Source organism: Kribbella endophytica, from assembly GCF_054781295.1.
In genome coordinates this window covers 484,318-509,163 of the sequence record NZ_BAAGUR010000001.1, presented here as the reverse complement: position 1 = coordinate 509,163, position 24,846 = coordinate 484,318, and the positions used below count along the sequence as shown (strand labels likewise).

The window sequence follows — 24,846 nt, the reverse complement described above, 5'->3', positions numbered from 1 at the left end:
ATTCCAGATTAACTGGAAAGGTCGGAGCATGACCCAGGGATCGACGACATCGACCGGTGCGCCGGCGCCGAGTGACCGCAACTCCCTCACGCTGGGAGCCAATGGCCCGCTCCTGCTGCACGACACGCACTTCCTCGAGCAGATGGCGCACTTCAACCGCGAGCGCGTCCCGGAGCGCAACGTGCATGCCAAGGGCAGCGGCGCGTTCGGCGTGTTCGAGACCACCGAGGACGTCAGCGCGTACACGAAGGCGGCGCTGTTCCAGCAGGGCGCCTCGACCGAGATGCTCGCGCGGTTCTCGACTGTCGCCGGCGAGCTCGGCAGCCCGGACACCTGGCGGGACCCGCGCGGTTTCGCGCTGAAGTTCTACACCAGCGAGGGCAACTACGACCTGGTCGGCAACAACACCCCGGTCTTCTTCATCCGCGACGGGATCAAGTTCCCGCACTTCATCCGCTCCCAGAAGCGCCGCGGCGGCTCCGGCCTGCGCGACAACCACATGCAGTGGGACTTCTGGACGCTGAACCCGGAGTCCGCGCACCAGGTCACCTACCTGATGGGCGAGCGCGGCATCCCGAAGTCGTACCGGCACATGAACGGCTACGGCTCGCACACCTACCTGTGGATCAACGCGGCCGGCGTGAAGCACTGGGTCAAGTACCACTTCCACACCGAGCAGGGCGTCGAGCACCTGACCGGTGAGCAGGCCGCGAAGATCGCCGGCGAGGACGCCGACTTCCACCGTCGCGATCTGTACGACGCGATCGAGCGCGGTGAGCACCCGTCGTGGGTCCTCTCGGTGCAGCTGATGCCGTACGAGGACGCGAAGTCGTACCGGTTCAACCCGTTCGACCTGACCAAGATCTGGCCGCACGCGGACTACCCGCTGATCAAGGTCGGCACGATGACCCTGACCAAGAACCCGGACAACTTCTTCGCCCAGATCGAGCAGGCCGCGTTCGAGCCGTCGGCCGTCGTACCGGGGATCGGTTTCAGCCCGGACAAGATGCTGCTCGGCCGAGTCTTCGCGTACTCCGACACCCACCGCTACCGGATCGGCCCGAACTACCTGCAGCTGCCGGTGAACCGCCCGAAGGTCCCGGTGAACAGCTACGTGTTCGACGGCCCGATGGCCTACGACCACACCGGCGACCAGCCGGTCTACGCGCCGAACTCGGCCGGTCGCCCGTACTCCGACCTGACCGGCCCGGTCGAGGACAGCTGGGAGGCCGACGGCGAGTTCGTCCGTACGGCGTACGAACTGCGCCCCGACGACGGCGACTTCAACCAGGCCGGCACGCTGGTCCGCGAGGTCTGGAACGACGCGCAGCGCGAGGAGTTCGTTCAGACCGTCGCCGGCCACCTGCTCGGCGGCGTCCACGGTGAGGTGCTCGAGAAGGCCTTCCAGTACTGGAAGAACGTCGATCCCGAGACCGGCAAGCGGATCGAGGAACTGGTCCGCGCGGGCAACGGCGAGCCCAACCCGGGCGGCGAGCCCGACGCCGCCCAGGCCGAGGCCAACTGATACGTCGTACTCCGGAAGCCCGCTCCGCGCACCGCGGGGCGGGCTTCGGTTCTGCAACAACCTGCAACATTGTTGCCAATCACAACGCTCGTCCTGAAGAATGCGCTGGCTGGGCCGTGGGGGAACATGGCCCTCTTCTTGTGTGGGGACTCGATGAAGCGCATTTCTGTACCCCTGCTTGCCGGCGCACTGCTCGCCGCCACGCTGACCACCCCGGCCCACGCCGCCGTTGCCGCCGCGCCGGCCAACGTGACGATCGCCTGGGCGGACGACTCGTTCTCCGCGGTCCGGGTGACCTGGGACGACGACGGCGCCCAGCCCAACCGGGTCGTGCAGTACAAGAACGGGAAACCCGTCGCGAACGGCGTGACCCTGGTCGCGGCCGACGAGCCCAACCAGGTCGATCTTCCGGCGTCGCTGGTCCGCGTTCGCCAGCTGACGCAGATCGGTGTCTCGGCCGGCGACGAAACCGCGCCGGTGACCCTGTCTTTGTCGTTCGACACCGACCTTCCCGCGGCCGCCGAGCTGGTGTCGTCGGCGATCTCGGGGACGAGCACGCTGACCGCGTCGTGGAAGGCCGGTACGCCGAAGGCGGACACCACGCTCGGTGATCCGCTGGACCGCGTGCCGACGGCGGTGTTCCAGGCGGAGGCCGACGGCGTGGAGGTGTCTCCCAAGGGACCGGGGACTTCGGTGACCGTCACCGGCCGGACGCCGACGTTCCGCCTCAGCGTCTCCACCTTCAACGAGTGGGGTACGACGACCACCGCGCTGGTCGAGTCGGGCACCAGTTCGCCGACCCTGGCGGCGCCGGGTATCCACACGTACGGCACCTTGTTCAACCTGTTCGGCACGTTCGCCGGAACGGGCGCGCGGCCGGTCATCCTGCAGGCGCGGAACACGCCGACCAGCCCGTGGTACGTGGTCGGGACGCGCACGTTCAGCGCCGGGGAGTACTACTTCTCGCTGCAGAACTCGGCGCCGCGGCAGTACCGCGTCCAGGTCCCGAACACCGCCGGCGGCAAGTTCGTGTGGTTCGGCGGTTACAGCCCCGTCATCACGTCCCAGGTCCAGCTGAATGTGAACCTCGGGATCCCGTACCCGACCGTGCGTCGCGGTGAGCTGGGGACGATGACGCTGACCGTCTACCCGCTCGCGGCGGTCACCGCCGTACTCCAGCGCTGGAACGGCAAGGCCTGGACGACGGTCGGCCCCGTCAAGGCCGAGGCAGGTACGGCGTACGGGTACGTCCGTCATCCGGTGCCTGGCAAGTACTCGTACCGCTACTACGTCCCCACCACGGTCTACCGCGGCGCGACCTACCTCGCGGCGTACTCGCAGACCGCTGTCCTCACCGTCACCTGAGAGGCAATCCCATGAAGAAGTGGCCCGCCCTTGCCCTCGTCGGTGGTCTCGCGCTCTCCGGAGCCGCCACTACCACCGCCTCGGCCGCCGCAGCGCCGACCAACGTCACCGTCGGCTGGGCCGACGGCACCCACGCATCGGTCCGCCTGACCTGGGAGGAGGATTCGCCGCAGCCGAACAGGATTCTCCTGCAGGCCAAGGACGGCGACACGCCGATCCGTGAGACCTGGACGACCGCCGATGCTCCCAACCAGCTGGACATCCCGGCCTCGTCGTTCCCCACGTCGGCGAGCCTGCGGCTCGCTGTTGCCTACGGCAACCAGGGCGACCCTGAGGCCGGCCCGCTGGCGGGTTCCCCGCGCTTCGACACCCAGCTGCCGAGCGAGCCGCAGCTGACCTCCGCGGTGCCCTCGGGCAGCAGCACGCTCGCCGCGCAGTGGAAGGACGGCCCGGTCGCCGAGGACCTCACCCCGTTCGACCCGCTGGACCTGGACCTGCCGCCCTACTACTCGCCGAAGTACCAGGTCGGCGACCAGCCCCCGGTCTCCGTCGGCGCACCCGACCCGACCAGCACCCGGGCGACCTTCAGCACCGACAGCCCTGCTTTCACCTTCTCCGTTGCCAGCCGCAACGAGTGGGGTACGACAATCGCCCAGTTGGTCGAGGCGGCTGCCAGCGCTCCGACGCTGAACGTGCCGACCTGGGTCGTCTACGACAACCTGCTCGACCTCACGGGCACGATCGTGGGCACCGCCCCCCGCAGGGTGATCCTCGAGGCCCGCAACACCCCGACGAGCGCCTGGTACACCGTCACGTCGCGCGTGAACACGACCGGCTCGTACCTGTACACCTTCCAGACCACACCGTCCCGCCAGTACCGCGTCCAGGTCCAGAACGCCGTCGCCGGCAGCAAGGTCTGGTACGGCGGCTACAGCGCGATCGGCACCAACAACGTCCAGCACAAGGTGAACGCCTCGTTCCCGACCCCCACCATCAAGCGCGGCGACACCGCTCGCGCGACCGTCCAGGTCCTCCCCGGCCACAACGGCACGGCAACCCTCCAGCGCTACGTCGGCTCGGCCTGGACCACCGTCGGCCCGGTCCAGTTCACCAACGGCCTCGGCGACGGCTACGTCCGCAGCACCACCCCCGGCCGCGTCTCCTACCGCTACTACGTGCCCACCGCAACCATTGCCGGCGGCACCTACCACGCGGCGTACTCCCCGACCTTCGTCCTCACCACCACCTGACGGACCCATGAAGGCCGCCTATATCCCCAACATCTCTTTCACCTAGGACGTCTTGTGAACAAGCTCTGGCCGACCCTCACCGCCGCCGCGGTCCTCGTCGCGCTCCCGCTGCCCGCGGCGCACGCGGCCGACCCCGCGCCGACGAACCTCGAGATCAGCTGGAAGGACGCGACGACCCAGACGATCCACGTCCGCTGGGACGAGGACGCACCGCGACCGAACGAGGTCTACGTCCGCGGTTCGAACACCAAGTTCTGGCGGAGCTACCTCCCTGCCGACGGTCCGAACGAGGTCGACATCCCGATCGTGGCGCTGGGGACCGGGCCGGGCCCCTTGCAGGTCGGCGTCGTCGTCGGTACGTCTGAGCAGACCACTGGTACGCCCGCCCTGTCGGCGCGCTTCGGTACCACCGTCCCCGACGTCCCCACACTGGTGTCCGTCACGCCGGCGGGCAGTGGACTGACCGTCAAGTGGCAGGTGCCGGTCCGCACGGACTCGACGCCGAACGATCCGCTCGACGAGCCCGGTACGACGTACGTCCCGCAGTACGAGGTGGCCGGCAAGACGGTCCCGCTCGCAGCGGCGAGCAAGGCTCTGCAGGCGACGTTCGCGAACCCGGTGCCGTCGTACACCTTCAGCGTCCGCTCGCAGAACCCGTGGGGCACCGAGACCGGTGCCCGCGTCAACGTCCGGACGGCGAAGCTGACCGCGCAGCTCCCGGCGCGGGGTCTGTACGGCACCGAGACGCTGATCCAGGGCTCGTACAGCCAGCCGGTCCAGGAGCGCGTCGTCCTGCAGGCACGCAACAGCGCGACCTCGGCCTGGTACGTCGTCGGTACGACGGTCGGCAACTCGTCCGGCAAGTACGCCTTCCCTGTGACCAACCGCGGCACCCGCCAGTACCGCATCCTCACCGCGAACGCTGCCCGAGGCACCGAGGTCTGGTACGGCGGCTCCACCGCGCCCGTGACCCTGACCACCGTGCAGCACATCACGTCCGCGAACTTCTACACCCCCACCATCAAGCGCGGCCAGACCGCGACCGCCGACCTGAACGTCGACCCCCGCTTCACGGGCCGCGTCGACCTCCAGCGCTGGAACGGCAAGACCTGGGTGCACGTAAAGGACGTCCTGATCACCACCGGCTTCGCCCGCGGCCAGTTCGTCAGCACGACGCCGGGCCGCGTCGCCTACCGCTACTACGTCCCCAGTACCACCGCCAACGGCCTGTTCGTCGCCGCGGCGTACTCCCCGAACTTCGTACTCACCACGACCTGAGACGGAACAGATGAAGCTCCTCCCCGCAGTTGCCCTTGCTCTTGCTGCCGGCCTGGCCGGGTCCGAGCTCACGGCGATTCCGGCGTTCGCGACCGGTAGCTCGACGACCGACGTGACGATCGCCTGGAAGGACGACACGTTCCAGCAGGTCGTCGTGAGTTGGCAGGAGGCGGAGCCGGTCGCGAACAGGATCGTGCTGCGCAAGCGTGGCGCGGACACGGTGTACCTGACCCGGACGACGACGGCGGAGCAGCCGAACTCGGTCGAGATCCCCGCCTCGTCCATCCGCGCCGACAACTGGAGCACCGGCCCCGACGTCCCCTTCGACTTCACGGTGTCCGGCGGGACCGGCGCCGAAGCGTTGTCGCCCGGGTTCGACGCGAACACGCCGAATCCGCCGGAGGCGGTGTCCAGGACGTTGGCGGCCTCGGGTGCGATGACCGTGCGGTGGAAGAGCGAGGCGCGCACGGACACCACGCCGAACGACCCGCTCGACCGGACCGCGCCGCCGACGTACCAGGTGAGCTACACGCCGGCCGGTACGAGCGCGTCGTACCCGATCGGCGCCCGCAGCGCCGCGACGCAGGCCACCTACACGCTGCGGTCGGCGTACTCGCTGAACGTTGCCCCGTACAACGAATGGGGCAGCCAGTTCGAGCGGAAGCTCGTGACTGCCGAGGCGACCCGGCTGACCGCGAAGATCCCGGCCTGGGCGGTCTACAACCAGAGCTCACAGGTCACCGGCACCTACACCCCCGCCGGTGAGCGACGGCAGATCGTGCTGCAGGCGCGGAACAGCTCGACGAGTCCTTGGTACACGGTCAGTTCGAGCACCTTCACCGGCGGCAAGTTCTCGTTCCCGTTCGGAACCGGCGGCAGCCGTCAGTACCGGGTCGTCGCGCCGACGGTCTCCTTCTACGCCGGCGCGCTGATCGCGTACGGCGCGACGACGGCCACGGTGGCCTCGACCACCCAGCTGGGCGTGTCCGGGTTCTTCAGCTGGACCGCGATCGGCACCTACATGCGCAACCCCACGGGCGTCTACGTCTACCCGCAGGTCAGCACCACCGCGACGCTGCAGCGCTGGAACGGCAAGGCCTGGACCACGGTCGGCCCGGTGCAGGTCAAGGCCGGGACCGGATGGGGTTCGATCGTCGCCACCAAGGTCGGCCGGACGGCGTACCGGTACTACGTTCCGGCCGCGATGTCCGGCGGCACCCGGTTCGCCGCGGCGTACACGAACACCTTCGTCAACGACGTCGGGCCAGGTCTGGACGGCCCCTGTCGGAAGTCCCAGGGCTGTCCCTGGGCATGAGCATCCCGCTGAAAGGTCTTGCTGTGAAGAAGAACTGGACGGCCCTGGCCGTCACCGCCGGCTTGTCGGCCAGTGCGCTGGCCGTCACCCCGGCGTACGCCGCCGACCCGGCGCCGACCGGTGTGACGATCGCGTGGAAGGACTCGAGCCACCAGATCGTGCGCGTGACCTGGGCCGAAGACGGCGACCTGCCGAACAAGGTGGTCGCGCAGCGTCCCGGCGGGGTGACGACCTTCCTGCCGAAGTACGTCGCCGCAGGCGCTCCGAACGTGGTGGAGTACGCGGCGGCCGAGCTCGCGCCGTACGACGGCACGCTGGAGATCGGCGTCGCGGCCGGGACCGAGGACGGTGTGACCGGGCCCGTGCAGGCCTCGGCTCCGTTCGACACGATCGACGCCGGGCCGACGTCGCGGGACTCGGTGACGATGGCCGGCAGCAGCACTGTGACGGTGCGCTGGAAGCCGTACCCGTACCCCGAGCGGGACGTCACGCCGAACGACCCGCTCGACCTGACCGACTCGACCACCTACACGCCGTACCTGGTGGTCGCGGGCAAGAGCACGCCACTCGCGGCCGCGTCGAAGGCGACCGCGGTGACGGTGGCCGGCCGGGCGTTGCCGTACCAGGTCGACGTCCTGACAGTGAACGAGTGGGGCAGCCAGATCACGCGCGTCGTGTCCGCCGCGGGCGGCGGCCTGACCGCCGTCATCCCCAGCTGGGTGAGGTCCGGTACGCCGACGGAACAGTTCGCGATCACGGGGAGGTTCGCCGGCCGCAGCTCGCTGGTCTACCTCCAGGCCCGGAACTCCGCGACCAGCGCGTGGTACACCGTCACGACGCAGGAGGCGAGCAACGGGACCTTCCGCTTCCCGCTCGGCACGTCCGGCTCACGGCACTACCGGGTGCTTCTGCCCAACCACCTCGACCACGGCGGCGTCTCCGCCTACTTCGGCAGCTACAGCCAGTCCGTCGCGATGACCGTCCAGGTGAACACCTGGGGCGCGCGCTTCACCCCGGCCACCGTGCGTCGCGGACAGACCGCGACCGCAGAGCTGAACCACTCGCCGTACTGCAGCTACGCCGTCGTCCTGCAGCGCTGGACCGGCAAGGCGTGGAGCACGGTCGGCTACGTCAGGACCGACGGGGGCGAAGTCCGCGGCTACGTGAAAGGCGCTGCCCCCGGCCGGATGACCTACCGCTATTACCTCCCGTCCGTCGTCCTGAACGGCTACACGTACGCCGCGACGTACTCCGCGAACTTCGTCCTCACCACGGTCTGAAGGCCGCTAACTCGCCGACCAGCCGGTCCATTTGTCGACGCTTGCGACGATGAAGGGGCCGGCTGGCGGGTGTTCGGCGTACTGCGAGTACTTGGCGGCGAGAGCGTCGACCGGATGCTCGGCCATGACGACCGCCGTGCAGTCGGCTCGGATCCACCACAGGTGGGTCCAGTCGGGCGCGTAGTGGTCGATCAGTAGCGTGGCCTGCGGGTTCTCCGTCAGGTTGCGGAGGCGGCGGAGGTTGCGGGTGGTCTTGGGCTTGTGGTCGACGGCGATCACGACGACGTCGTCGGTCAGGGTGAACGTGACCGGGACCACATGCGGGCGCAGGTCCAGACCGGTGGTGGCCAGGAAGGCTCGGTCGGCCGAGGCGAAGCGGGTGCGGCAGTCGTCGGTGGGGAGTATCACGATTCGGCCCTCCTGCTAGGCAGCCTGGGGTGCCAACTATGTATGGTCAACGCGTTCCAGCTTCCGCTAGGCAGGTGAGGTGCGATGGGCAGGGTGCGACTACTGCCTGCCGTCGTTGCCGTGACAGTGCTCGCCGGAGTGCTCACTGCCTGTACGTCGGACCCGGTGCCGACCGGGGTCTCGGTGGCCTGGGACAAGGCGCGGACCGCGGTCCAGGTCTCCTGGAAGGACGACAACGCGCCGAACCGGATCTCGATCGAGGGCGTGGTCTCGAGCAGCCCGTCGTACGTGAAGTACATCGCGGCGGCCGATCCGAACACCTGGGCGATCCCGACCTCGGCGTTCCCGGCCGACGGGAACTACCGGATCGCGGTGTCGACCGGGACCTCGCGCGGTGGCGTGACCAGCAAGCCGGCCCGGTCGCCGATGTTCGACACGGATGGGCCGTTGCGCCCAGCCGACGCGGTCGCGCGGGTGTCCGGCAAGGACGTCGTGGTGAGCTGGAGAACCCCGGCGGCCGCCCAGGACTTCACGCCGAGCGATCCGCTCGACGTACCGGCCGGGACGCAGCAGTACACGCCGGTGATCGGCGTCAACGGGCAGCCGTTCAAGCCGGTCGCCGCGGCGACGACCAAGTCCAGCCTGGTGCTGAAGAACGTGCGGCCGCCGTACTACTTCCAGCTCCGGGCCAAGAACGAGTGGGCCTCGCTGACCGGCGCCGAGATCGCCGGTCGTACGACGGCGACGACGGCCGCCGTACCGACGCTGTGGACGTTCGGCAAGCAGATGCTGATCCGCGGCCGGACCATCCAGCAGGAGGTCAGCTGCGGCGGATCTCGTTGCTCGGTGCAACAGTCGACGGCGGCCGGGCTGCCGGTGGTCGTGCTCGCGCAGAACCGGGCCGGCGGTCCGTGGGTCCAGGCCGGCCGGGGGTCCACTCAGCCGGGCGGGCACTTCGAGGTCCGGGTCAACACCGGCGGCAGCCGGACGTACCGGGCGTACGTGCCGGTCAACAGCCGGGTCGGCGCGCTGTCCAGCGCGTCGAGCAGCAAGAGCTACCTGACCCGCAGCCGGTTGCTGATCCAGGGCGCGGGCTACGCCGGCGGCAACCTGCACAACCGCAACGAGGTGATCAACGCCGCGGTCGTCGTCCGCCCGGCGCAGAACACCACCGCCATGCTGCAGTTCTGGAACGGCCGGGCCTGGGGCAACGTCAAGGCGACGCCGATGCGCGGCGGCCGGGCGGCGATCAGCTTCAAGGCGGTCAAGCCGGGGCTGTTCGCCTACCGCTTCCTGGTGCCCGGTACGACGTACCAGGGCACGCCGGTCTACGGGACCGCGACGCCCAGCCTGGTCCTGCGGATCCGCTGAGGGCTACTTCGCGTCGACCGGGGTCTGACCCAGCTCGACGCTGTCGGCCGAGCGTCGGCGGTGCCGCAGCTTGTAGATCGCGTACGCCGTAACAGCGGCCGCGCCGATCAGCACCAGCGCCCAGACCGACAGCTCGCCGAAGATCTTGTCGGCGTTGTCACCGATGTTGTACGCGACGATGCCGATCGTGGTCGACCAGGCGATCCCGCCGGCCGCGTTGGCGGCCAGGAACTGCGGGTACGGCATCCGGAGCATGCCCGCCATCGGCCCGGCGAAGATCCGCAGCAGCGCGACGAACCGGCCGAAGAAGACCGTCCAGACGCCGTACTTGTGGAAGTACCGCTCGGCCCGCTCGATCCGGTCGGCGGAGAAGTGCTTGGAGCGCCGGCCGAGCCGCTCGAACAGCCCGCGGCCGGCCTTGCGCCCGATGAAGTAGCCGATCGAGTCGCCGACGATCGCGCCGGTCGCGGCGGCGGCGATCACCAGGACCAGCCGCAGGTCGCCCTGGGAGGCGAGCAGCGACGCCGCGATCAGCGTGGTCTCGCCGGGCAGCGGGATGCCCATCGACTCGATGCCGATGACCAGTCCGACGACCAGGTACGCGACCACCGCCAGGCCCCCGGTCGGTACCGCGATCGCGAGTGCGTGAAGTTCCCCCATACTTCAATCGTGGCACTGCCAGGCAACCGTTTTACTGATCTGTGAACTATCCGTCGGCAGGAATTTATGTGGCCGGTCCGGTGTTGGCCGGAGGATCGCCGGTCGGTACGACGGCGAGCAGGGTGCTGATCTGGCGCGCGTCGGCCGGGTGCGAGGTCGGGGTGCGGCCCAACCGGTAGCGCTCGACCAGCTCCTCGAGCTCCTGGTTGAACCGGCCGGTCTCGTCGTAGGTGAGCCACAACCGGGACCGGCTCATCGAGCTGACGTCGTCCCAGGGGTCGGTGGCCGGCAGCTCCTGGAACTGCTCGAGGATCCGGTCGACCGAGCTGCGCATCAGCGCCTGACCGGCCAGCCGGCCGGCGCCGCTCGACTGCGTCGAGATCACCACCCGGTCGGCCGGGGCCCGCCAGGGCCGCTCGCGGCCGTCCGCCGACTCCTCGGCGCGCTCGACGATTCCCCACCGCTCCAGGGCCCTCAGGTGGTAGCTCATCGCCGACGGCGTCAGGTCGGCCAGCTTCGCGCACTCGGTCGCGGTCAGCACCTTGCCGTTGTAGAGCTCGTCGATCACCCGCAGCCGCGCCGGGTGCGCCAGCGCCCGGATCGCCCGCGGATCGGTGAGCTCACGCTTCTTCTGGGCCACGGGCCTCAGCGTAGCCAGAGCCCTTGACCAGCGAAACCCTGAAGCAGTAACTTCACATATGTGAAGCAAATCCTTCAGACTTCGATCTGGTCCTTCCGCGACATCCGCCTGGTGCTGCCGGCGCGGGCGCTCTCGTACGCCGGAGACTCGGTGGCCCTGGTCGCCTTGATGCTCCGGGTCTCCGAGACCGGGGGACCGGGCGCGGTCACCGCGCTGCTGCTGGCGTTCGCCGTACCGACTGTGGCGATGATCCCGTTCGCCGGCCGGATCGTTGACGGGTACGACTCCCGGACCGTCCTGGTCTGCGCGTCGCTGCTCCAGGTGGTGGCCGGTCTGGGGCTGGCGTTCAGCCACGGCCTGGCCGAGACGCTCGCGCTGGTCTGCGTCCTGCAGGTCGGCCAGGCGGTCGCTGGTCCGGCCTGGGCCGCGCTGATCCCTCGCATCGTCGGTGAGCAGCTGGTCGGCCGGGCTACTGGTACGAGCCAGGCTCTGGTCGGTGTCGCCACCTTGGCCGGGTCAGCAGTTGGCGGCGTACTGGTGAGCTGGTCAGGTGAGCGAGGGGCTCTGCTCGTCGACACCGCTACCTTCGGCGTCGTCACGCTGGTGGCTCTGGCGGTCCGGACGCGGCGGCGGCCGGTGGCGGGCGCCGTACGGGAGCGTGGTGCGCTGACGGCCGGGCTGCGCAGCCTGCTCGGGGATCCGCTGCTCCGGATCCTGGTGGTCTGCCTGTGGATGTTCGTGGTGGTTGGCGAGGCGGTCAACGTGGTCGAGGTCTTCCTGGTCACCGACGAGCTCGGGCTGGACGCGGCCGGCTACGGCTGGGTGATGGCGGCGCAGGGCGGCGGAGCGATCCTGGGTGCTTGGGGGACCGGCCGGCTGACGTCTGCCACTGGCCGCTCGCGGGCGATGCTCGCCGGGATGGGAGCGATCGGTGCGGCCTGCGTGCTGATGGGTGTGGCCGGCGGAGTGTTCGCACTGTTCGTCGGTGCCGTGGTGGTCGGGGCCGGTGGCGGCCTGCTGAACGCCGCGTCCAGCACGCTGATCGTCACCCGTACGGCGGAGGAGGTGCGCGGCCGGGCGATCGCGGCGCTCGGTGGGACCGCCCGGGCCTGCAGCCTGGTGGCGCTGCCGCTCGGTGGGCTGCTGGCCGCCGTACTGGGGACTCGGACGACGTTCGTGGTCTGTGGGATCGCCTGCGGTGCGGCCGCGGCGCTTGCCGCCGTACTGGTGGTCAGGACAAACGATTCGGTTCCGGAGGTGGTCAGTCACTAGCCTTTGCCCTATGACTGAGCCACGCGAGACCCCGGTGACCCCCGACAGCGGGCAGGACGACCTGCCCGAGCAGATGCGGGTCCGCCGGGAGAAGCGTGACCGGCTGCTCGCCGAGGGGGTGCAGCCCTACCCGATCACCGTCGAGCGGACGCACCTGCTGAAGGACCTGCGGGCCCGGTACGACGGGCAGGAGCTCGAGCCGGACACCCGGACCGGCGAGCAGGTCGCGGTGGCCGGGCGGGTCATCTTCCTGCGCAACACCGGCAAGTTGTGCTTCGTCCGGCTCCGCGAGGGCGACGGGACCGAGCTGCAGGTGATGCTGTCGCTGGCCGACATCGGCGAGGAGGAGCTGGCCCGGTTCAAGGCGCTGGTCGACATCGGCGACCTGCTGTCGGTGCAGGGCGAGGTGATCACCAGCCGGCGCGGTGAGCTGTCGGTCCAGGCGACCGCCTGGCAGATGGCGGCCAAGACGCTGCGCCCGCTGCCGAACGAGCACCACCCGCTGAGTGAGGAAGCCCGGGTGCGGATGCGGTACGTCGACCTGATCGTGCGGCCGGAGGCCCGCGACATGGTCCGGACCAAGGCGGCCGTGCTCAAGTCGCTGCGCAAGACCTTCGACGACCAGGGGTTCGTCGAGGTGGAGACCCCGGTGCTGCAGCTGACCAACGGCGGCGCCGCGGCCCGGCCGTTCCGGACCCACCTGAACGCCTTCGACCAGGGCATGCTGCTGCGGATCGCGCTCGAGCTCGACCTCAAGCGGGCGATGATCGGCGGCGTCGACCGGGTCTACGAGATCGGCCGGACGTTCCGCAACGAGGGTCTGGACTCCACTCATGCCGCGGAATTCTCGATGATCGAGGCCTACCAGGCCTACGGTGATTACGACTCCATGAAGACTTTGACCCGGGATCTGGTCCTCAATGCGGGAGAGGCGTTGGGTCGTACCACCGTCACTGGGCGCGACGGTTCGGAGATCGATCTGACCCTGCCGTGGCGGTCGGCGAGCGTTTTCGACCTGATCTCGGAAGCGGTCGGTGAAGCCGTCGACGTGACCACCGACGCGACCACGCTGACCAAGCTCGCCGAAGCCCACCAGGTCGAGTTGCAGCCCGGCTGGAATGCCGGCGAGATCGCTCTGGAGCTGTACGAGAAGCTGGTCGAGCACACCTTGATCCAGCCGACCTACGTGCAGGACTACCCGGCCGCCGTACGGCCGCTGGCCAAGCCGCACCGGACCACCGAGGGACTGGTCGAGGCCTTCGATCTGATCATCAACGGGGTCGAACTCGCACCGGCGTACACCGAGTTGAACGATCCAGTCATTCAGCGTGAACGCCTGGTGGCACAGTCGATGCTGGCCGCCGCGGGTGACCCCGAGGCGATGGAGCTGGACGAGGACTTCCTGCGCGCGATGGAGTTCGGGATGCCGCCGGCCGGTGGACTCGGGATGGGCCTCGACCGGTTGATCATGCTGTTCACCGAGGCCGGGATCCGGGAGACGATTCTCTTCCCGTTGCTGCGTCCGGAGTGACCTGGAAACGGCCTCCGGCGGCTGTTGCTTAGCACAACCAACGGGTCGTTCAATTTCCGGGTCCATTCCGTTGCCGATGCATACGGTGAGTGACGGGGTTTTAAGTCACATCTTTCCCCACATTCCGCCTGTTGAATGACAGGACCGGGGTTTGTGCGGTACAAATCAGGTGGAAGCCAAAAAGTAGGGGGATTGTGCCCGGTGGCGGGCGCGGAAAGGACTGTCATCGATGGCGCAAAGGGTCCAGGTAGTTCTCGAGGACGATCTCGACGGTGGTAAGGCCGACGAGACCGTGACCTTCGGATTGGACGGCACGACGTACGAGATCGACCTGTCCAAGAAGAACGCCGCCAAACTGCGCGACGCGCTGTCCGGGTACGTCGGGGTGGCCCGCAAGGTGGCCGGTCGACGCGGACCGGCCGGTCGGGGCGGTCGCGGCCGGGGCCGGTCGGCGACCGACTCCGCGGACATCCGCGCGTGGGCCAAGGACAACGGCTACGAGGTCAGCGAGCGCGGCCGGATCTCGGCCGAGGTGCGCGCGGCGTACAACGAGGCGAAGTAGGTCCCCGAAGGATTTCGGCCTCTGGGTCGGACTGGGGTGCGAACGTGCGGTCCCGGTGCCTGCGGAAGGCGCCGGGACCGTCCGCATTCCGGTTGTTTCACAGTGTGGACACATCTGCGGACACTCCGTACGGAAGGTGCCTTCCGGGGCAGCTACCGCCACGAATTCGCTGGTGGCGAACACCGGGCGCGCCGGGAACACCGTCGGTGCCCCGGAGGTTGTTCCCTTGTGATCCCCAGTGGGCGGCCGGCGAGAGGTCTTCGCTTGTTCGCTGAGAGCGAGCCTGTCGATGCCGGGGACTAGCATGCATGTACGGGGGTCGGCCTACACGGCACGTCCGACTCCTCTGAGGCAAGGAGCGCTTTGGCGATGTTTGAACGATTTACGGACCGCGCCCGTCGGGTAGTCGTCCTGGCCCAGGAAGAGGCCAGGATGCTCAGCCACAACTACATCGGGACCGAGCACATCCTGCTCGGCCTGATCCACGAGGGTGAGGGTGTCGCCGCCAAGGCTCTGGAAAGCCTTGGTATCTCGCTGGAGGCTGTCCGTTCCCAGGTCGAGGAGATCATCGGCCAGGGACAGCAGGCTCCGAGCGGGCACATCCCGTTCACCCCTCGCGCCAAGAAGGTGTTGGAGCTCTCCCTGCGTGAGGCCCTGCAACTGGGCCACAACTACATCGGCACCGAGCACATCCTGCTCGGCCTCATCCGCGAGGGTGAGGGTGTCGCAGCGCAGGTCCTGGTCAAGCTCGGCGCGGACCTGAACAAGGTCCGGCAGCAGGTCATCCAGCTGCTGAGCGGGTACCAGGGCAAGGAGACGGCCACGGCCGGCGCCGGGACCACCGAAGGTGCTCCCAGCAGCTCCCTGGTGCTCGACCAGTTCGGCCGGAACTACACCCAGTCCGCCCGCGAATCGAAGCTCGACCCGGTGATCGGGCGCGAGACCGAGATCGAGCGGGTCATGCAGGTGCTGTCCCGGCGTACCAAGAACAACCCTGTCCTGATCGGTGAGCCGGGCGTCGGCAAGACCGCGATCGTGGAGGGTCTGGCCCAGCAGATCGTCCGCGGTGACGTGCCGGAGACGCTGAAGGACAAGCAGATCTACAGCCTCGACCTGGGCGCCCTGGTGGCCGGCTCGCGCTACCGCGGTGACTTCGAGGAACGCCTGAAGAAGGTGCTCAAGGAGATCCGCACCCGCGGCGACATCGTGCTGTTCATCGACGAGATCCACACCCTCGTCGGGGCCGGTGCGGCCGAGGGCGCGATCGACGCCGCGAGCATCCTGAAGCCGATGCTGGCGCGTGGTGAGCTGCAGACCATCGGCGCGACGACCCTCGACGAGTACCGCAAGTACGTCGAGAAGGACGCCGCGCTGGAGCGCCGGTTCCAGCCGATCCAGGTCGCCGAGCCCTCGATCGCGCACACGATCGAGATCCTCAAGGGCCTGCGCGACCGCTACGAGGCGCACCACCGGGTGACCATCACCGATGCCGCCCTCGTGAACGCGGCCCAGCTGGCCGACCGGTACATCTCCGACCGGTTCCTCCCGGACAAGGCGATCGACCTGATCGACGAGGCCGGGGCCCGGTTGCGGATCCGCCGGATGACCGCTCCGCCGGACCTGCGCGAGTTCGACGAGAAGATCGCGAACGTGCGCCGGGAGAAGGAGTCGGCGATCGACGCCCAGGACTTCGAGCGGGCAGCTTCTCTTCGCGACGACGAGAAGAAGCTGATCAACGCGAAGGCCGAGCGTGAGAAGCAGTGGAAGGCCGGCGACATGGACGTCGTCGCCGAGGTCGACGAGGAGTTGATCGCCGAGGTGCTGAGCACCGCGACCGGCATCCCCGTCTTCAAGCTGACCGAGGAGGAGTCCTCGCGGCTGCTGGACATGGAGAAGGAGCTGGCCAAGCGGTACGTCGGCCAGACCGACGCCGTCAAGGCGCTGTCGCGGTCGATCCGGCGTACGCGCGCCGGTCTGAAGGACCCGCGGCGGCCGAGCGGCTCGTTCATCTTCGCCGGTCCGTCCGGTGTCGGTAAGACCGAGCTGTCGAAGGCGCTGACCGAGTTCCTGTTCGGCGACGAGAGCGCGCTGATCAGCCTCGACATGTCGGAGTACTCCGAGAAGCACACGGCCTCGCGGCTGTTCGGTTCGCCTCCCGGGTACGTCGGTTACGAAGAGGGCGGGCAGCTCACCGAGAAGGTGCGCCGCAAGCCGTTCAGCGTGGTCCTGTTCGACGAGGTCGAGAAGGCCCACCCGGACATCTTCAACTCGCTGCTGCAGATCCTGGACGAAGGTCGCCTGACCGACGCCCAGGGCCGGGTGGTCGACTTCAAGAACACCATCATCATCATGACCACGAACCTGGGCACCCGGGACATCGCCAAGGCCGTCAGCCTCGGCTTCTCCCAGATCGGTGACGTCTCCGGTTCGTACGAGAAGATGAAGGCGAAGGTGACGGAGGAGCTCAAGCAGCACTTCCGGCCCGAGTTCCTGAACCGCGTCGACGAGATCGTCGTCTTCCACCAGCACGCCATGGAGGACATCGTCCGGATCGTCGACCTGATGGTCGCCCAGGTGGAAGAGCGCCTCAAGGACAAGGACATGGGCATCGAGCTCACGCCCGCGGCCAAGAAGCTCGTCGCCGAGCGCGGTTTCGACCCGGTCCTCGGTGCCCGCCCGCTGCGCCGCGCCCTCCAGCGCGACGTCGAGGACGTGCTCGCCGAGAAGATCCTGTTCGGGGAACTGCGCCCCGGCCAGATCGTCCTGGTCGACGTCGCCCCCGACGGCACCGTCGACTCCGACGGGCTCCCGGAGTACTTCACGTTCACCGGAACCCAGAAGAGCACCCCCGACCTGGAACTCACCGAGATCGCCGGCGGCGGTACGGGAATCCAGGACAGCTGATCGACTAGCTGAACGAGAGCCCCCCGCGGACCTTGTGGTCCGCGGGGGCTTTTGTTTTGTGCTTGGTGTTCCTTCCCACGCAGGCCCTTGCGGTCGCTGAGCTCCCTGCAGCGCCTGCTCCCACCCGCCCTTTTGCGAGGGTGCGCGCGCTTGCGCGCGCTTCGTGCGGCGGGCTGGCGCCCGCGGTGGCCGGCTGGCGCCGGAGCGCGCGGCTGCCGCCGCAGGGTGGCGGGCTAGCGCCCGCAGTAGCCGGCTACCACCTGAGCACGCGGCTGCGGCCACAGTTGGCGTGCTTTGCGTCCGCAGTACCAGGCCCCGCTGGACTAGGTGGGTTTGCGCCCCGGGGGTACTCGGCTACCACCGGGCGCGGCTGTCACCGTGGTGCGTGGTGCTGCGCCCGCTCGGCTCGGCGAGTTCGTTCCCGCAGTACGCGGCTATCGCGGTAACTGGCGTGCCGCGTCTCACTAGGCGGCTGCCGCCGCGGTGCGGTTGTTGCGCCGCACTGCACGCATGCCCGGGTCCCTACCCACACGACGGCGGGCCCAATACGGGCTGTCGCGGCGTGGGAGTGCTTAGCGCCGCCGGGCTGTCGTCTGCCGCCGAGGTGCGCGCGTGGTTGCTGCCGGACTACGCGTCACCGCGTGTTGGGTGAGCGTCGCATGCCGCCCGCGTCGATGGTGACCGAGTCGCCCAGCTTCGCCAGCACGCGCGCGCCGCTGCGTGCGCGGCGACCGTCGAGTTCTGCCGCCTGCTCGCGCAGCTGGGCGCGCTCGCCGTCGTACTGGCTTCCCACCCGGATGAGCAGTAGTGCGGTGCTTATTGCGGTGCCTGCTTCTAGCGCTCGAGCTGCCGTGTGTGTCGCCCCGACTTTCGGTAGCGAGCTAATTCGATTGCTGGTCATTCGAGCCGGGCGGGACGATGCGGGGATGGAAATCAGGCTGGTCGAGCCGGGTGACTCCGTCGCAGTGGGTCGGTGGTACGACCTGCGGGTGGCGGTCGCCGAGCATGATTTGCCGGACTGTGCGGTGCCCAGCCGGCAGGAGCATGCGGTTCGGTTCGAGTACTTGTCGCCTTCGGTGCGGGAGGAGGCGTTGCTGGCCTGGGACGGCGATCGGGTGGTCGGGGTTGCGTCGTACCAGTTGCCTCAGGTGGAAAACCTGCGGATCGTCTACCTGGACCTGATCGTGCACCCGGAGCACAGGCGGCGCGGCATCGGCACGCAGTTGCTGAAGGAGGTCTACGCGACTGCCCGGCGGCACGATCGGAGTCTGATCGAGGTCCACACGGTACGGACGCACCTCGGCGGCGTTGCCCGCGACGAGGCCGGCTACGAGTACCTCACCAACCGCGGACGCCAGCCCGGCGCGACCGACATCAGGTCCCGCTGCCTGCTCGCCGACCACGCGGCAGACGCCGAGGCGATCCTCGCGGAGGCGTGGACCCACGCCGACGGGTACTCCCTGGTGCAGTGGCGCGACGCCGTACCGGAAGACCTCATCGACGACATCGCCGCGCTTCAAAGCCGCCTCATGCTCGACGCGCCCACCGGCGACCTGGCGGTCGATCAGCAGGTGTACGACGCAGGCCGAGTACGCCGCCAGGAGACGAGCGAACTCGGCCGCGGCTACCACTGGTACTCCACCGCCGCCCGGCAGGACGCCACCGGCCGAATCGTCGCCCGCACCAAGCTCGCCTTCGAGGCGAACGACAACCCACGCCCGCCAACGCACCACCATCGTCGAACCCGCCCACCGAGGCCGCCGCCTCGGCCTCCTCGTGAAGGCGGCCAACCACACCTACACCCAGTCCAACGAACCAACCGTCCGCGCCATCGACGCCTGGAACGCCGAAGCCAACACCCCCATGCGAGCCGTCAACACCACCCTCGGCTTCCAACCGGTCGACCGTTGGTCGGTCTTCCAACTCCCGGTCTCGTAGTCGCGTTCCGGTGGCAATCAGGCGAGCACGCTCCCGACGTTGAGCTCGGTGGTCGGCTTCTTCTCTGGCCGACACCAGTGCCGTGACAGCTGGAGGCGAATTCGACCAGCAATCACCGACGCCCACCACTGACCAACCACCTCCCAGCGCCGCACCCGCGACCAGCCTGAGCGTGGCAGGCGTCCGCTGAGCGGACAGGCCCGAGGTTGGTCAGTGCTGCGCGTCGGCTACCAACGCAAAGCCGGAGTGTCGGTCACAATGAGTGGGAACCCGCAGCAGAGTGTTGCTGACAGCCACAGGGCTCATTGAGGAGGCCGGGATGGCACGCCGTAAGCATCGAGCGCGGGCGCTGGTCGCGGGGTGGTGGCGGGTGGTGGCTGTGGTGTGTGGAGTGGTGGCTGTAGTTGGGGTGGCTACGGCTGTGGTGATGTGGCGGGCGGGGGACGACGACGCTCCTGGTGGTGGGGAGACCCCGGCGGTGGAGCGAGTGGTGGGGATTACCTCGCCGGCGGCTGGTGGGCAGGTTGCGCAGGTGGAGCGGTTGGTGGGGAACGTGCGGGGGCTGCGGGCTGGGGAAGAGGTTTGGGTGTTGATTCGGCGGACAGGGGTGGGGGAGGCGTACTACCCGGCGTCGGGGCCGTGTCTGAGTGCGGGTGAGGTGCTGACGTGTCCGGACGTGACGATCGGCGGTACGGCGTCTACCGGGACGTTCGAGTTGGTGCCGGTGGTGGTGGACGGTGCTGGGCAGCGGGAGCTGGTGGACTACCTGCGGGGTGCGGGGAAGCAGTCGAGTGGGCCGGGGATGGCGCGGTTGCCGCAGGGGATGCTCGTGCAGGGCGCGACGGTGACGGTGTCCCGCCGGCCCTGACCAACCGCTAGGCGCACGTCGTACAAGGACCAACCGCTCGGCGTACGGGGAACGACTGCTAGGCGCACCTCGTACAGGGAGTGCGGCGGCGGTAGTAGTAGGCGGCTGTGGCGATGGCCAGGGACGCGCCCCAGAGGGGGAAGGGGAAGAGCAGGAGGTAGCCGATGTTGGTGACGACGGAGGCTTCGGGGAGCCAGAGCATCTGGATCAGGGAGACGCTGCCGACCAGGAGGAGCGTCGCGGCTGAGGCGGCGGGGACGACGGCGGCCTTGATCGCTACCGGGCGGCCGGCCAGGAACGGGATCCAGCGGGGCCAGACTTCGCCCCAGGGGCGGATCAGGCCGAGGGTGACGACACCGGAGGCCAGGGCGATCAGGCCCAGGCCCAGGCCGAACATCTTCAGGCCGGGGTCTGCGTCGAGGTCGGCGGAGTCGATGCCGAGGCCGACCGGGTTCGGCAGGAGCCAGGTCATCCGGAGCAGCGCGTAGGGCATCGGGCAGAGCGCGGCGACGATCGTCGCCCAGAAGCCCCAGCGGCGGGCGACCTCCGGCCGGGTCCACCAGGCGCCGGGGCGGCCGCAGTCGGTGCAGCGGCCTCGGGCTGTGCGGAGACCTCGTACGCCGAGAATCGCCCAGCCGACGCCGAGCAGGAACGCCCCGAAGATGAAGAGCGGCTGGGAGCCGACCCGCCCCGGTACGTCGCCCAGTGCTGCCCCGAGGTTGCGGAACGCCTGCCAGTCGAACAGCCCGGTGGTGACCTGCACGACGCCGGCCAGCGCCAGTACGCCGAGCAGAAGCGCCCGAGTGACCGGCTGCCGCCAGGCGCCGGCCACCAGGAAGCCGAAGCCGAGCGGGAGCCCGACGAGGACCAGCAGGTACCCGGTGACCACCACCACGCTCATGGTCGGCGCGAGCAGCCCGAAGACGACGGCCTGGGCGGCGGTGAAGAGCAGCAACGGCCGGTACGCCGACGGCGACCACGTCGTCTGCAGGTGACCCAGCGCGGCGGGTACACCGAGTACGCCGAGCACCGCGACGAGTCCGGCCCCGATGTCCCGGGAGACGAAGGCCAACGGCGAGACCTTGTCGCCGTCCGGGGTGGTCGGGCCGAAGGGGTACCAGTCGGCGCCGAGCAGCCAGGCGACCCCGAAGACGCCGTACAGGAGGGACAGGGCCGCGACGGCTACAGGGAGCCGATGGGTGCGGGTGGTCGAGATGGTGATGGTCATGCGGTCCTCCGGTGCTCGTGTGGTTCCACGGTGCGACCGGGAGGGCCTCGAGCACCTCCGTCCTGCGAGGGGTTCGGGTCCCTCGCACGGGTGAACTTCAGCGGTTCTGGCGCAGACGCCGTACGGCGCCGGCGAGGTCCTCGGCGTCCGGCTCGACCGGGTGCGAGTGGTCGGCGATGAGTTGCGCGCTGGCACACAGCAGCCAGATCAGGCCGGTCACGAGCGCCACCGCAGGACCGGGGCCAGGCCAGGTGTCGCTGAGAGCGCTGGCGCCGTTGGCCTGCCAGCCGCCCGCTGCGTAGATCAGCGCGACGACTCCGGACACAGCGGTCGCCGCCTGCGCCAGCTGACCAGGCCGGAGAGCCAGAGCCAGTACGGCGGCCAGCAGCCCGGCCAGCCAGGCCAACGCGAGCGTCGGCTGGGTCTCGATGCCCAGCTGCCAGACGGACTGGCCGAGCCGTCGGCTGAAAGCCCACGGCAGCAGCAGGGCTACTCCGGCGGGCAGGGTGGCGAGCAGCGTGGCCAGAGCGAACCAGCGGTGCTGACCGATCGAGAGGCGACGCTCGGCCTGCTCCACCAGGTCAGGGAGGGTCTCATCCGGCAGATCGTTCATCGAAGAGGCTCCAGACGAACGGTGTCGTGGCCGAGGGAGAAGCACAGGCTCGTACCGATCGGCGTGACGTCGTCGGCTGCCTGCGGGACTCCCTGGGTAGGCCCGGCGATCACTGTGACTCGACCAGGCCCGTCGACTCGCGTGAGGTGCGTGCCGTCGTACACCCAAGGCCTCCCGTCCGGCCCGGTGAACCAGGTGCCGTCGGTGGTCCGCTCGGCCGCCGCGACGCCCGGCGCGGAGACAGGCCATCCGGTGGACGAACCGCCGAGCAGGCCGGTCTCCCGGCCGTCGGGCTCGACCTGGATCAACCGCTCGTCGAGGACCATCGCGACCGCGCCGGACGGCAGCTGGGCCAGGGCGCGGAGTTTCCCGTTCACCTGAAGGCGTTTCACCGAGGGCCCGTACAGGTTGTAGTGCCCGCCACCGATCGCACTCACCAGGAGGTCGCCCGCCGCGGCCGCCGCCTCACCGCGCTGATCAGGGGCCGTCGGCAACGGATCGCGAACCACAGTCGCCTTCCCGGACTGCAGGTGGACGGCCAGTTGGGACGACGGCTTGGCGCGGCTTGCGACAGTCCACCAGACACCGCCGTGCCCGTCGGGAGCCCACACATGGGCCGCGTTGGGGATGCGCACCCGCACCAATCGACCACCAGCGTCCAGCGCCAGCTGCGACCCCGTCCCCGAAACCGCCTTCCCTGCTTGGCCTTCCACGTCCACCGGTGGCTCCACCACTGGCACAGGCGACACCACACTCGCCCGGTACGACGTACTGCCGCCAGCAGGCTTCCGCCGATCGCACCGGGCCGTCGGCTCACCAGCAGCCGGGTACGACGCCGCCGACGCAGCCGCATCCGGTACGACGAGCACCTGGTCGCCACCACCCGGCGACACTCCCAGTACGACGGACCCGTCGGGCCGGGCCTCGATGCTGTCCACACCGGCGACACGAGTCGGCAGCGGCCGCAGTACGCCGTCCGGCGTGACCACCGCGGTCGGAGCACTCCCGCCGAGCCACAGGTTGCCGCGCACATCCACCGCGAACGCCTCGACGGTCAACGACGAGCTGGCCGCGTCGCGACTCAGCGGACAGCCGGCCGGCGCGAGTCCCGCGAGCTGCACGACCCCGGAGCCTGGGCGGTGAAGCGCCAGCCCGGTCTGGCTCGTCCGCCAGGCCACCGTGCCGTCCGGCCCGGTGGAGACCGAGTTGCCGGGAGCGCCAGGCCCGGGGTTCACCAGGAAGTCGTCGAGCTTCATCCCGGGGCGCAGAGCCGCGGCCGGGATCTCCCACGTGCTGGTGCCACCCCAGATGACGATCGAGCGGTCCGCGTTCCGGTGGGTGAGGGCCGGTCCGGTGCCGCTGGCGAGGACCTCGACGCCGGGCGTCACGTAGTACCGGCCGTCCGGGTCGCGGTGGCTGAGGCTGATGTCCGCCGACACCAGATCGAGTGGGACCGACAGGACGGCCCATGGCCGGTTGCCGGCGCCACCTGCGAGCAGCAGCATCCGGTGGTCGGCCACGCCGAGCAAAGCGGGCGGAGTGGCGCCGTGGCTCAGCGCGACCTGAGGTAGTGCGACACCGTCGGCGAAAGCGAAGACAGTCGAGCCCTCCGACCCGGTCCGGCCGAGCAGCCACTCGCCTGGTGTGCCGTCGAGGTTGCCGGCGATGGAGTCGAGCGGGTCCGACGTACCGATCGCGACGCGCATGCCCAGCGGGTCCTCGAGCTGGCCGCCGTTGAGGTTCAGCAGCCGGTGCGGTGAGCCGGCAACGACCTCAGGCGCGTACGACGCGGCAGCAGTCCCTGGGACGAGCAGTCCGCCGACCAGCCCAAGCGCAGCCGCCACGCAGACCACCACCAGCTGCCGCAGCGGCAGGAGGCCGAGCACCAGGAGCAGCACGCCAACAGAGAGTGCGACCCAGGCGCCGATGCCCGCCCGGTACCCGACGCCGTCCGGAAGACTTGGTGGGAGCTGGACGAGCGCGTGGAGAGTGCCGGCAACGGTCAGCGCCCCGGTCGCGGCAGCGGCTGTACGTCGTACCAGCGCAAACCCGGCGATGGAGGCAGCGACAGTCCCGACAGCCAGTACGGCGACGAGCACTGCCCACGTCAACGCGTAGGGCAGCTCCCACAGCTGGGAGCGGAGCAGACCGGCCTCCGCACCCGCTGGACCGAGTGCGACCGGGTCCACCAGCTCGCGCCACGGGAGCAGAGTCGACAGGAGCAGGACAGCCGCGGCTGCTGCTGTCAGGAGCGACAAGGTGGGCCGCCGAGGGGGTCCAGGAGTGGCGAAATCGCAGAGCTGGACAAAGGTTGCCCGCAATTCGGACTGGTTCAGCGGCTCGTCCGAAGATTTTTCGGGACGTTCCGGGAGCAGCTCGTCGACCGGTACGCCGCGAGTCGCCCAGTGCGCGCAGACCGTCGCGGCCAGCGCTCCACACACGACCACACCGATCACAGCCGGTGAGGTGGCGCAACCCGATCGGCCCTGGACCACCAGACCAGTCCAGACCACAGCGGTGAGCACGGTGAGTGCCACCGCGGCCCAGCCGCGCACCTGCCGCCGTACCGCGATTCTGTCCGCCCACAAGCGATCCGCGAGCACGACGGCCACCATCGCGAGCGGCAGCGCGAGGGCCGGACCACGCCCGCCGACTGGTTGGGTCGTGGCCCGCCAGAGGTAACAGCCTGTACTTGCCGAGCCCGGCAGCAGCACCGAAACCGCTGCAACCAGAGCGAGTCCGGCGAGTGCTGGACCGTGCCACCCTGTCCGTCGTACGGTCACGCGGTGCCGCAGTCGCTGCACCTGAAGCAGGCCCGCTGCGGCCTTCGATTCAGTG

Annotated in this window: 20 protein-coding genes; 13 read left to right on the top strand and 7 right to left on the bottom strand. The window is 69.4% G+C overall.

Features of this window, described 5'->3' with window-relative positions:
* Window positions 1-28: 28 nt before the first annotated feature.
* From ACYVIO_RS02460 to ACYVIO_RS02435, 6 genes are all read left to right on the top strand, one after another.
* Complete coding sequence (locus ACYVIO_RS02460) at window positions 29-1,525, top strand: catalase (protein ID WP_460648977.1); 1,497 nt, start codon at window positions 29-31, stop codon at window positions 1,523-1,525.
* A 153-nt stretch (window positions 1,526-1,678) separates the two neighbouring features.
* On the top strand, window positions 1,679-2,890 hold the full coding sequence (locus ACYVIO_RS02455) for a hypothetical protein (RefSeq protein WP_460648976.1): 1,212 nt from the start codon (window positions 1,679-1,681) through the stop codon (window positions 2,888-2,890).
* Window positions 2,891-2,901: 11 nt separating this feature from the next.
* Window positions 2,902-4,140: a hypothetical protein gene (locus ACYVIO_RS02450; protein WP_460648975.1), complete on the top strand. Its 1,239-nt coding sequence runs from the start codon at window positions 2,902-2,904 to the stop codon at window positions 4,138-4,140.
* 54 nt (window positions 4,141-4,194) lie between these two features.
* Window positions 4,195-5,418 (top strand): hypothetical protein, encoded by a 1,224-nt coding sequence (locus ACYVIO_RS02445; protein WP_460648974.1) that lies wholly within the window; start codon window positions 4,195-4,197, stop codon window positions 5,416-5,418.
* A gap of 10 nt (window positions 5,419-5,428) precedes the next feature.
* Complete coding sequence (locus tag ACYVIO_RS02440) at window positions 5,429-6,733, top strand: hypothetical protein (protein ID WP_460648973.1); 1,305 nt, start codon at window positions 5,429-5,431, stop codon at window positions 6,731-6,733.
* Between the two features lie 23 nt (window positions 6,734-6,756).
* Window positions 6,757-8,013: a hypothetical protein gene (locus ACYVIO_RS02435; RefSeq protein ID WP_460648972.1), complete on the top strand. Its 1,257-nt coding sequence runs from the start codon at window positions 6,757-6,759 to the stop codon at window positions 8,011-8,013.
* Window positions 8,014-8,019: 6 nt separating this feature from the next.
* On the opposite strand, the gene ACYVIO_RS02430 is transcribed toward ACYVIO_RS02435, so the two are convergent.
* Complete coding sequence (locus ACYVIO_RS02430; RefSeq protein WP_460648971.1) at window positions 8,020-8,421, bottom strand: TIGR03668 family PPOX class F420-dependent oxidoreductase; 402 nt, start codon at window positions 8,419-8,421, stop codon at window positions 8,020-8,022.
* A gap of 84 nt (window positions 8,422-8,505) precedes the next feature.
* On the opposite strand from ACYVIO_RS02430, the gene ACYVIO_RS02425 reads away from it, so the two are divergent.
* Window positions 8,506-9,792 (top strand): hypothetical protein, encoded by a 1,287-nt coding sequence (locus tag ACYVIO_RS02425; protein WP_460648970.1) that lies wholly within the window; start codon window positions 8,506-8,508, stop codon window positions 9,790-9,792.
* A 3-nt stretch (window positions 9,793-9,795) separates the two neighbouring features.
* Here the strand turns inward: ACYVIO_RS02425 and ACYVIO_RS02420 are convergent, their stop codons facing one another.
* Window positions 9,796-10,452: a DedA family protein gene (locus tag ACYVIO_RS02420; protein ID WP_460648969.1), complete on the bottom strand. Its 657-nt coding sequence runs from the start codon at window positions 10,450-10,452 to the stop codon at window positions 9,796-9,798.
* Window positions 10,453-10,516: 64 nt separating this feature from the next.
* A complete protein-coding gene (locus ACYVIO_RS02415) occupies window positions 10,517-11,092 on the bottom strand; it encodes an ArsR/SmtB family transcription factor (protein ID WP_460648968.1) in 576 nt (191 codons plus the stop codon).
* A 60-nt stretch (window positions 11,093-11,152) separates the two neighbouring features.
* Here ACYVIO_RS02415 and ACYVIO_RS02410 point away from each other — a divergent pair, with 60 nt between their 5' ends.
* The 4 genes from ACYVIO_RS02410 (at window position 11,153) to ACYVIO_RS02395 (ending at window position 17,361) form a co-directional block, all read left to right on the top strand.
* Window positions 11,153-12,364 (top strand): MFS transporter, encoded by a 1,212-nt coding sequence (locus ACYVIO_RS02410; protein WP_460648967.1) that lies wholly within the window; start codon window positions 11,153-11,155, stop codon window positions 12,362-12,364.
* Window positions 12,365-12,374: 10 nt separating this feature from the next.
* The gene (gene lysS, locus ACYVIO_RS02405) at window positions 12,375-13,895 is read left to right on the top strand and encodes a lysine--tRNA ligase (RefSeq protein WP_460648966.1); all 1,521 of its coding nucleotides are present in this window, start codon (window positions 12,375-12,377) and stop codon (window positions 13,893-13,895) included.
* A gap of 229 nt (window positions 13,896-14,124) precedes the next feature.
* Complete coding sequence (locus ACYVIO_RS02400) at window positions 14,125-14,457, top strand: histone-like nucleoid-structuring protein Lsr2 (protein ID WP_184799412.1); 333 nt, start codon at window positions 14,125-14,127, stop codon at window positions 14,455-14,457.
* A 369-nt stretch (window positions 14,458-14,826) separates the two neighbouring features.
* Window positions 14,827-17,361 carry an ATP-dependent Clp protease ATP-binding subunit gene (locus ACYVIO_RS02395; RefSeq protein ID WP_460648965.1) on the top strand — a complete coding sequence of 845 codons (2,535 nt, stop codon included), beginning with the start codon at window positions 14,827-14,829 and terminating at the stop codon, window positions 17,359-17,361.
* A 634-nt stretch (window positions 17,362-17,995) separates the two neighbouring features.
* Here the strand turns inward: ACYVIO_RS02395 and ACYVIO_RS02390 are convergent.
* Window positions 17,996-18,154, bottom strand: coding sequence for a hypothetical protein (locus ACYVIO_RS02390; protein WP_460648964.1), 159 nt, complete (start codon window positions 18,152-18,154; stop codon window positions 17,996-17,998).
* Between the two features lie 133 nt (window positions 18,155-18,287).
* On the opposite strand from ACYVIO_RS02390, the gene ACYVIO_RS02385 reads away from it, so the two are divergent.
* Window positions 18,288-19,385, top strand: coding sequence for a GNAT family N-acetyltransferase (locus ACYVIO_RS02385; RefSeq protein WP_460648963.1), 1,098 nt, complete (start codon window positions 18,288-18,290; stop codon window positions 19,383-19,385).
* 233 nt (window positions 19,386-19,618) lie between these two features.
* Window positions 19,619-20,167, top strand: a complete 549-nt coding sequence (locus tag ACYVIO_RS02380) for a hypothetical protein (protein ID WP_460648962.1) — start codon at window positions 19,619-19,621, stop codon at window positions 20,165-20,167.
* Window positions 20,168-20,225: 58 nt separating this feature from the next.
* Here ACYVIO_RS02380 and ACYVIO_RS02375 read toward each other — a convergent pair whose 3' ends face one another.
* The 3 genes from ACYVIO_RS02375 to ACYVIO_RS02365 form a co-directional block, all read right to left on the bottom strand.
* Window positions 20,226-21,395, bottom strand: a complete 1,170-nt coding sequence (locus tag ACYVIO_RS02375) for a hypothetical protein (protein WP_460648961.1) — start codon at window positions 21,393-21,395, stop codon at window positions 20,226-20,228.
* A 97-nt stretch (window positions 21,396-21,492) separates the two neighbouring features.
* The gene (locus ACYVIO_RS02370; protein WP_460648960.1) at window positions 21,493-22,008 is read right to left on the bottom strand and encodes a hypothetical protein; all 516 of its coding nucleotides are present in this window, start codon (window positions 22,006-22,008) and stop codon (window positions 21,493-21,495) included.
* Window positions 22,005-24,611, bottom strand: a complete 2,607-nt coding sequence (locus tag ACYVIO_RS02365; protein ID WP_460648959.1) for a hypothetical protein — start codon at window positions 24,609-24,611, stop codon at window positions 22,005-22,007. Before ACYVIO_RS02365 ends, ACYVIO_RS02370 begins: the two co-directional genes overlap by 4 nt.
* Between the last annotated feature and the right edge of the window lie 235 nt (window positions 24,612-24,846).

What these genes read in the sequence shown, in the direction of transcription:
- ACYVIO_RS02370 (WP_460648960.1), bottom strand. Translation starts at nt 22,008, where the DNA reads ATGAACGATCTGCCGGATGAGACCCTCCCTGACCTGGTGGAGCAGGCC.
- ACYVIO_RS02460 (WP_460648977.1), top strand. Translation starts at nt 29, where the DNA reads ATGACCCAGGGATCGACGACATCGACCGGTGCGCCGGCGCCGAGTGAC.
- ACYVIO_RS02380 (WP_460648962.1), top strand. Translation starts at nt 19,619, where the DNA reads ATGGCACGCCGTAAGCATCGAGCGCGGGCGCTGGTCGCGGGGTGGTGG.
- ACYVIO_RS02400 (WP_184799412.1), top strand. Translation starts at nt 14,125, where the DNA reads ATGGCGCAAAGGGTCCAGGTAGTTCTCGAGGACGATCTCGACGGTGGT.
- ACYVIO_RS02440 (WP_460648973.1), top strand. Translation starts at nt 5,429, where the DNA reads ATGAAGCTCCTCCCCGCAGTTGCCCTTGCTCTTGCTGCCGGCCTGGCC.
- ACYVIO_RS02395 (WP_460648965.1), top strand. Translation starts at nt 14,827, where the DNA reads ATGTTTGAACGATTTACGGACCGCGCCCGTCGGGTAGTCGTCCTGGCC.
- ACYVIO_RS02385 (WP_460648963.1), top strand. Translation starts at nt 18,288, where the DNA reads ATGGAAATCAGGCTGGTCGAGCCGGGTGACTCCGTCGCAGTGGGTCGG.
- ACYVIO_RS02420 (WP_460648969.1), bottom strand. Translation starts at nt 10,452, where the DNA reads ATGGGGGAACTTCACGCACTCGCGATCGCGGTACCGACCGGGGGCCTG.
- ACYVIO_RS02450 (WP_460648975.1), top strand. Translation starts at nt 2,902, where the DNA reads ATGAAGAAGTGGCCCGCCCTTGCCCTCGTCGGTGGTCTCGCGCTCTCC.
- lysS (WP_460648966.1), top strand. Translation starts at nt 12,375, where the DNA reads ATGACTGAGCCACGCGAGACCCCGGTGACCCCCGACAGCGGGCAGGAC.
- ACYVIO_RS02375 (WP_460648961.1), bottom strand. Translation starts at nt 21,395, where the DNA reads ATGACCATCACCATCTCGACCACCCGCACCCATCGGCTCCCTGTAGCC.
- ACYVIO_RS02425 (WP_460648970.1), top strand. Translation starts at nt 8,506, where the DNA reads ATGGGCAGGGTGCGACTACTGCCTGCCGTCGTTGCCGTGACAGTGCTC.
- ACYVIO_RS02455 (WP_460648976.1), top strand. Translation starts at nt 1,679, where the DNA reads ATGAAGCGCATTTCTGTACCCCTGCTTGCCGGCGCACTGCTCGCCGCC.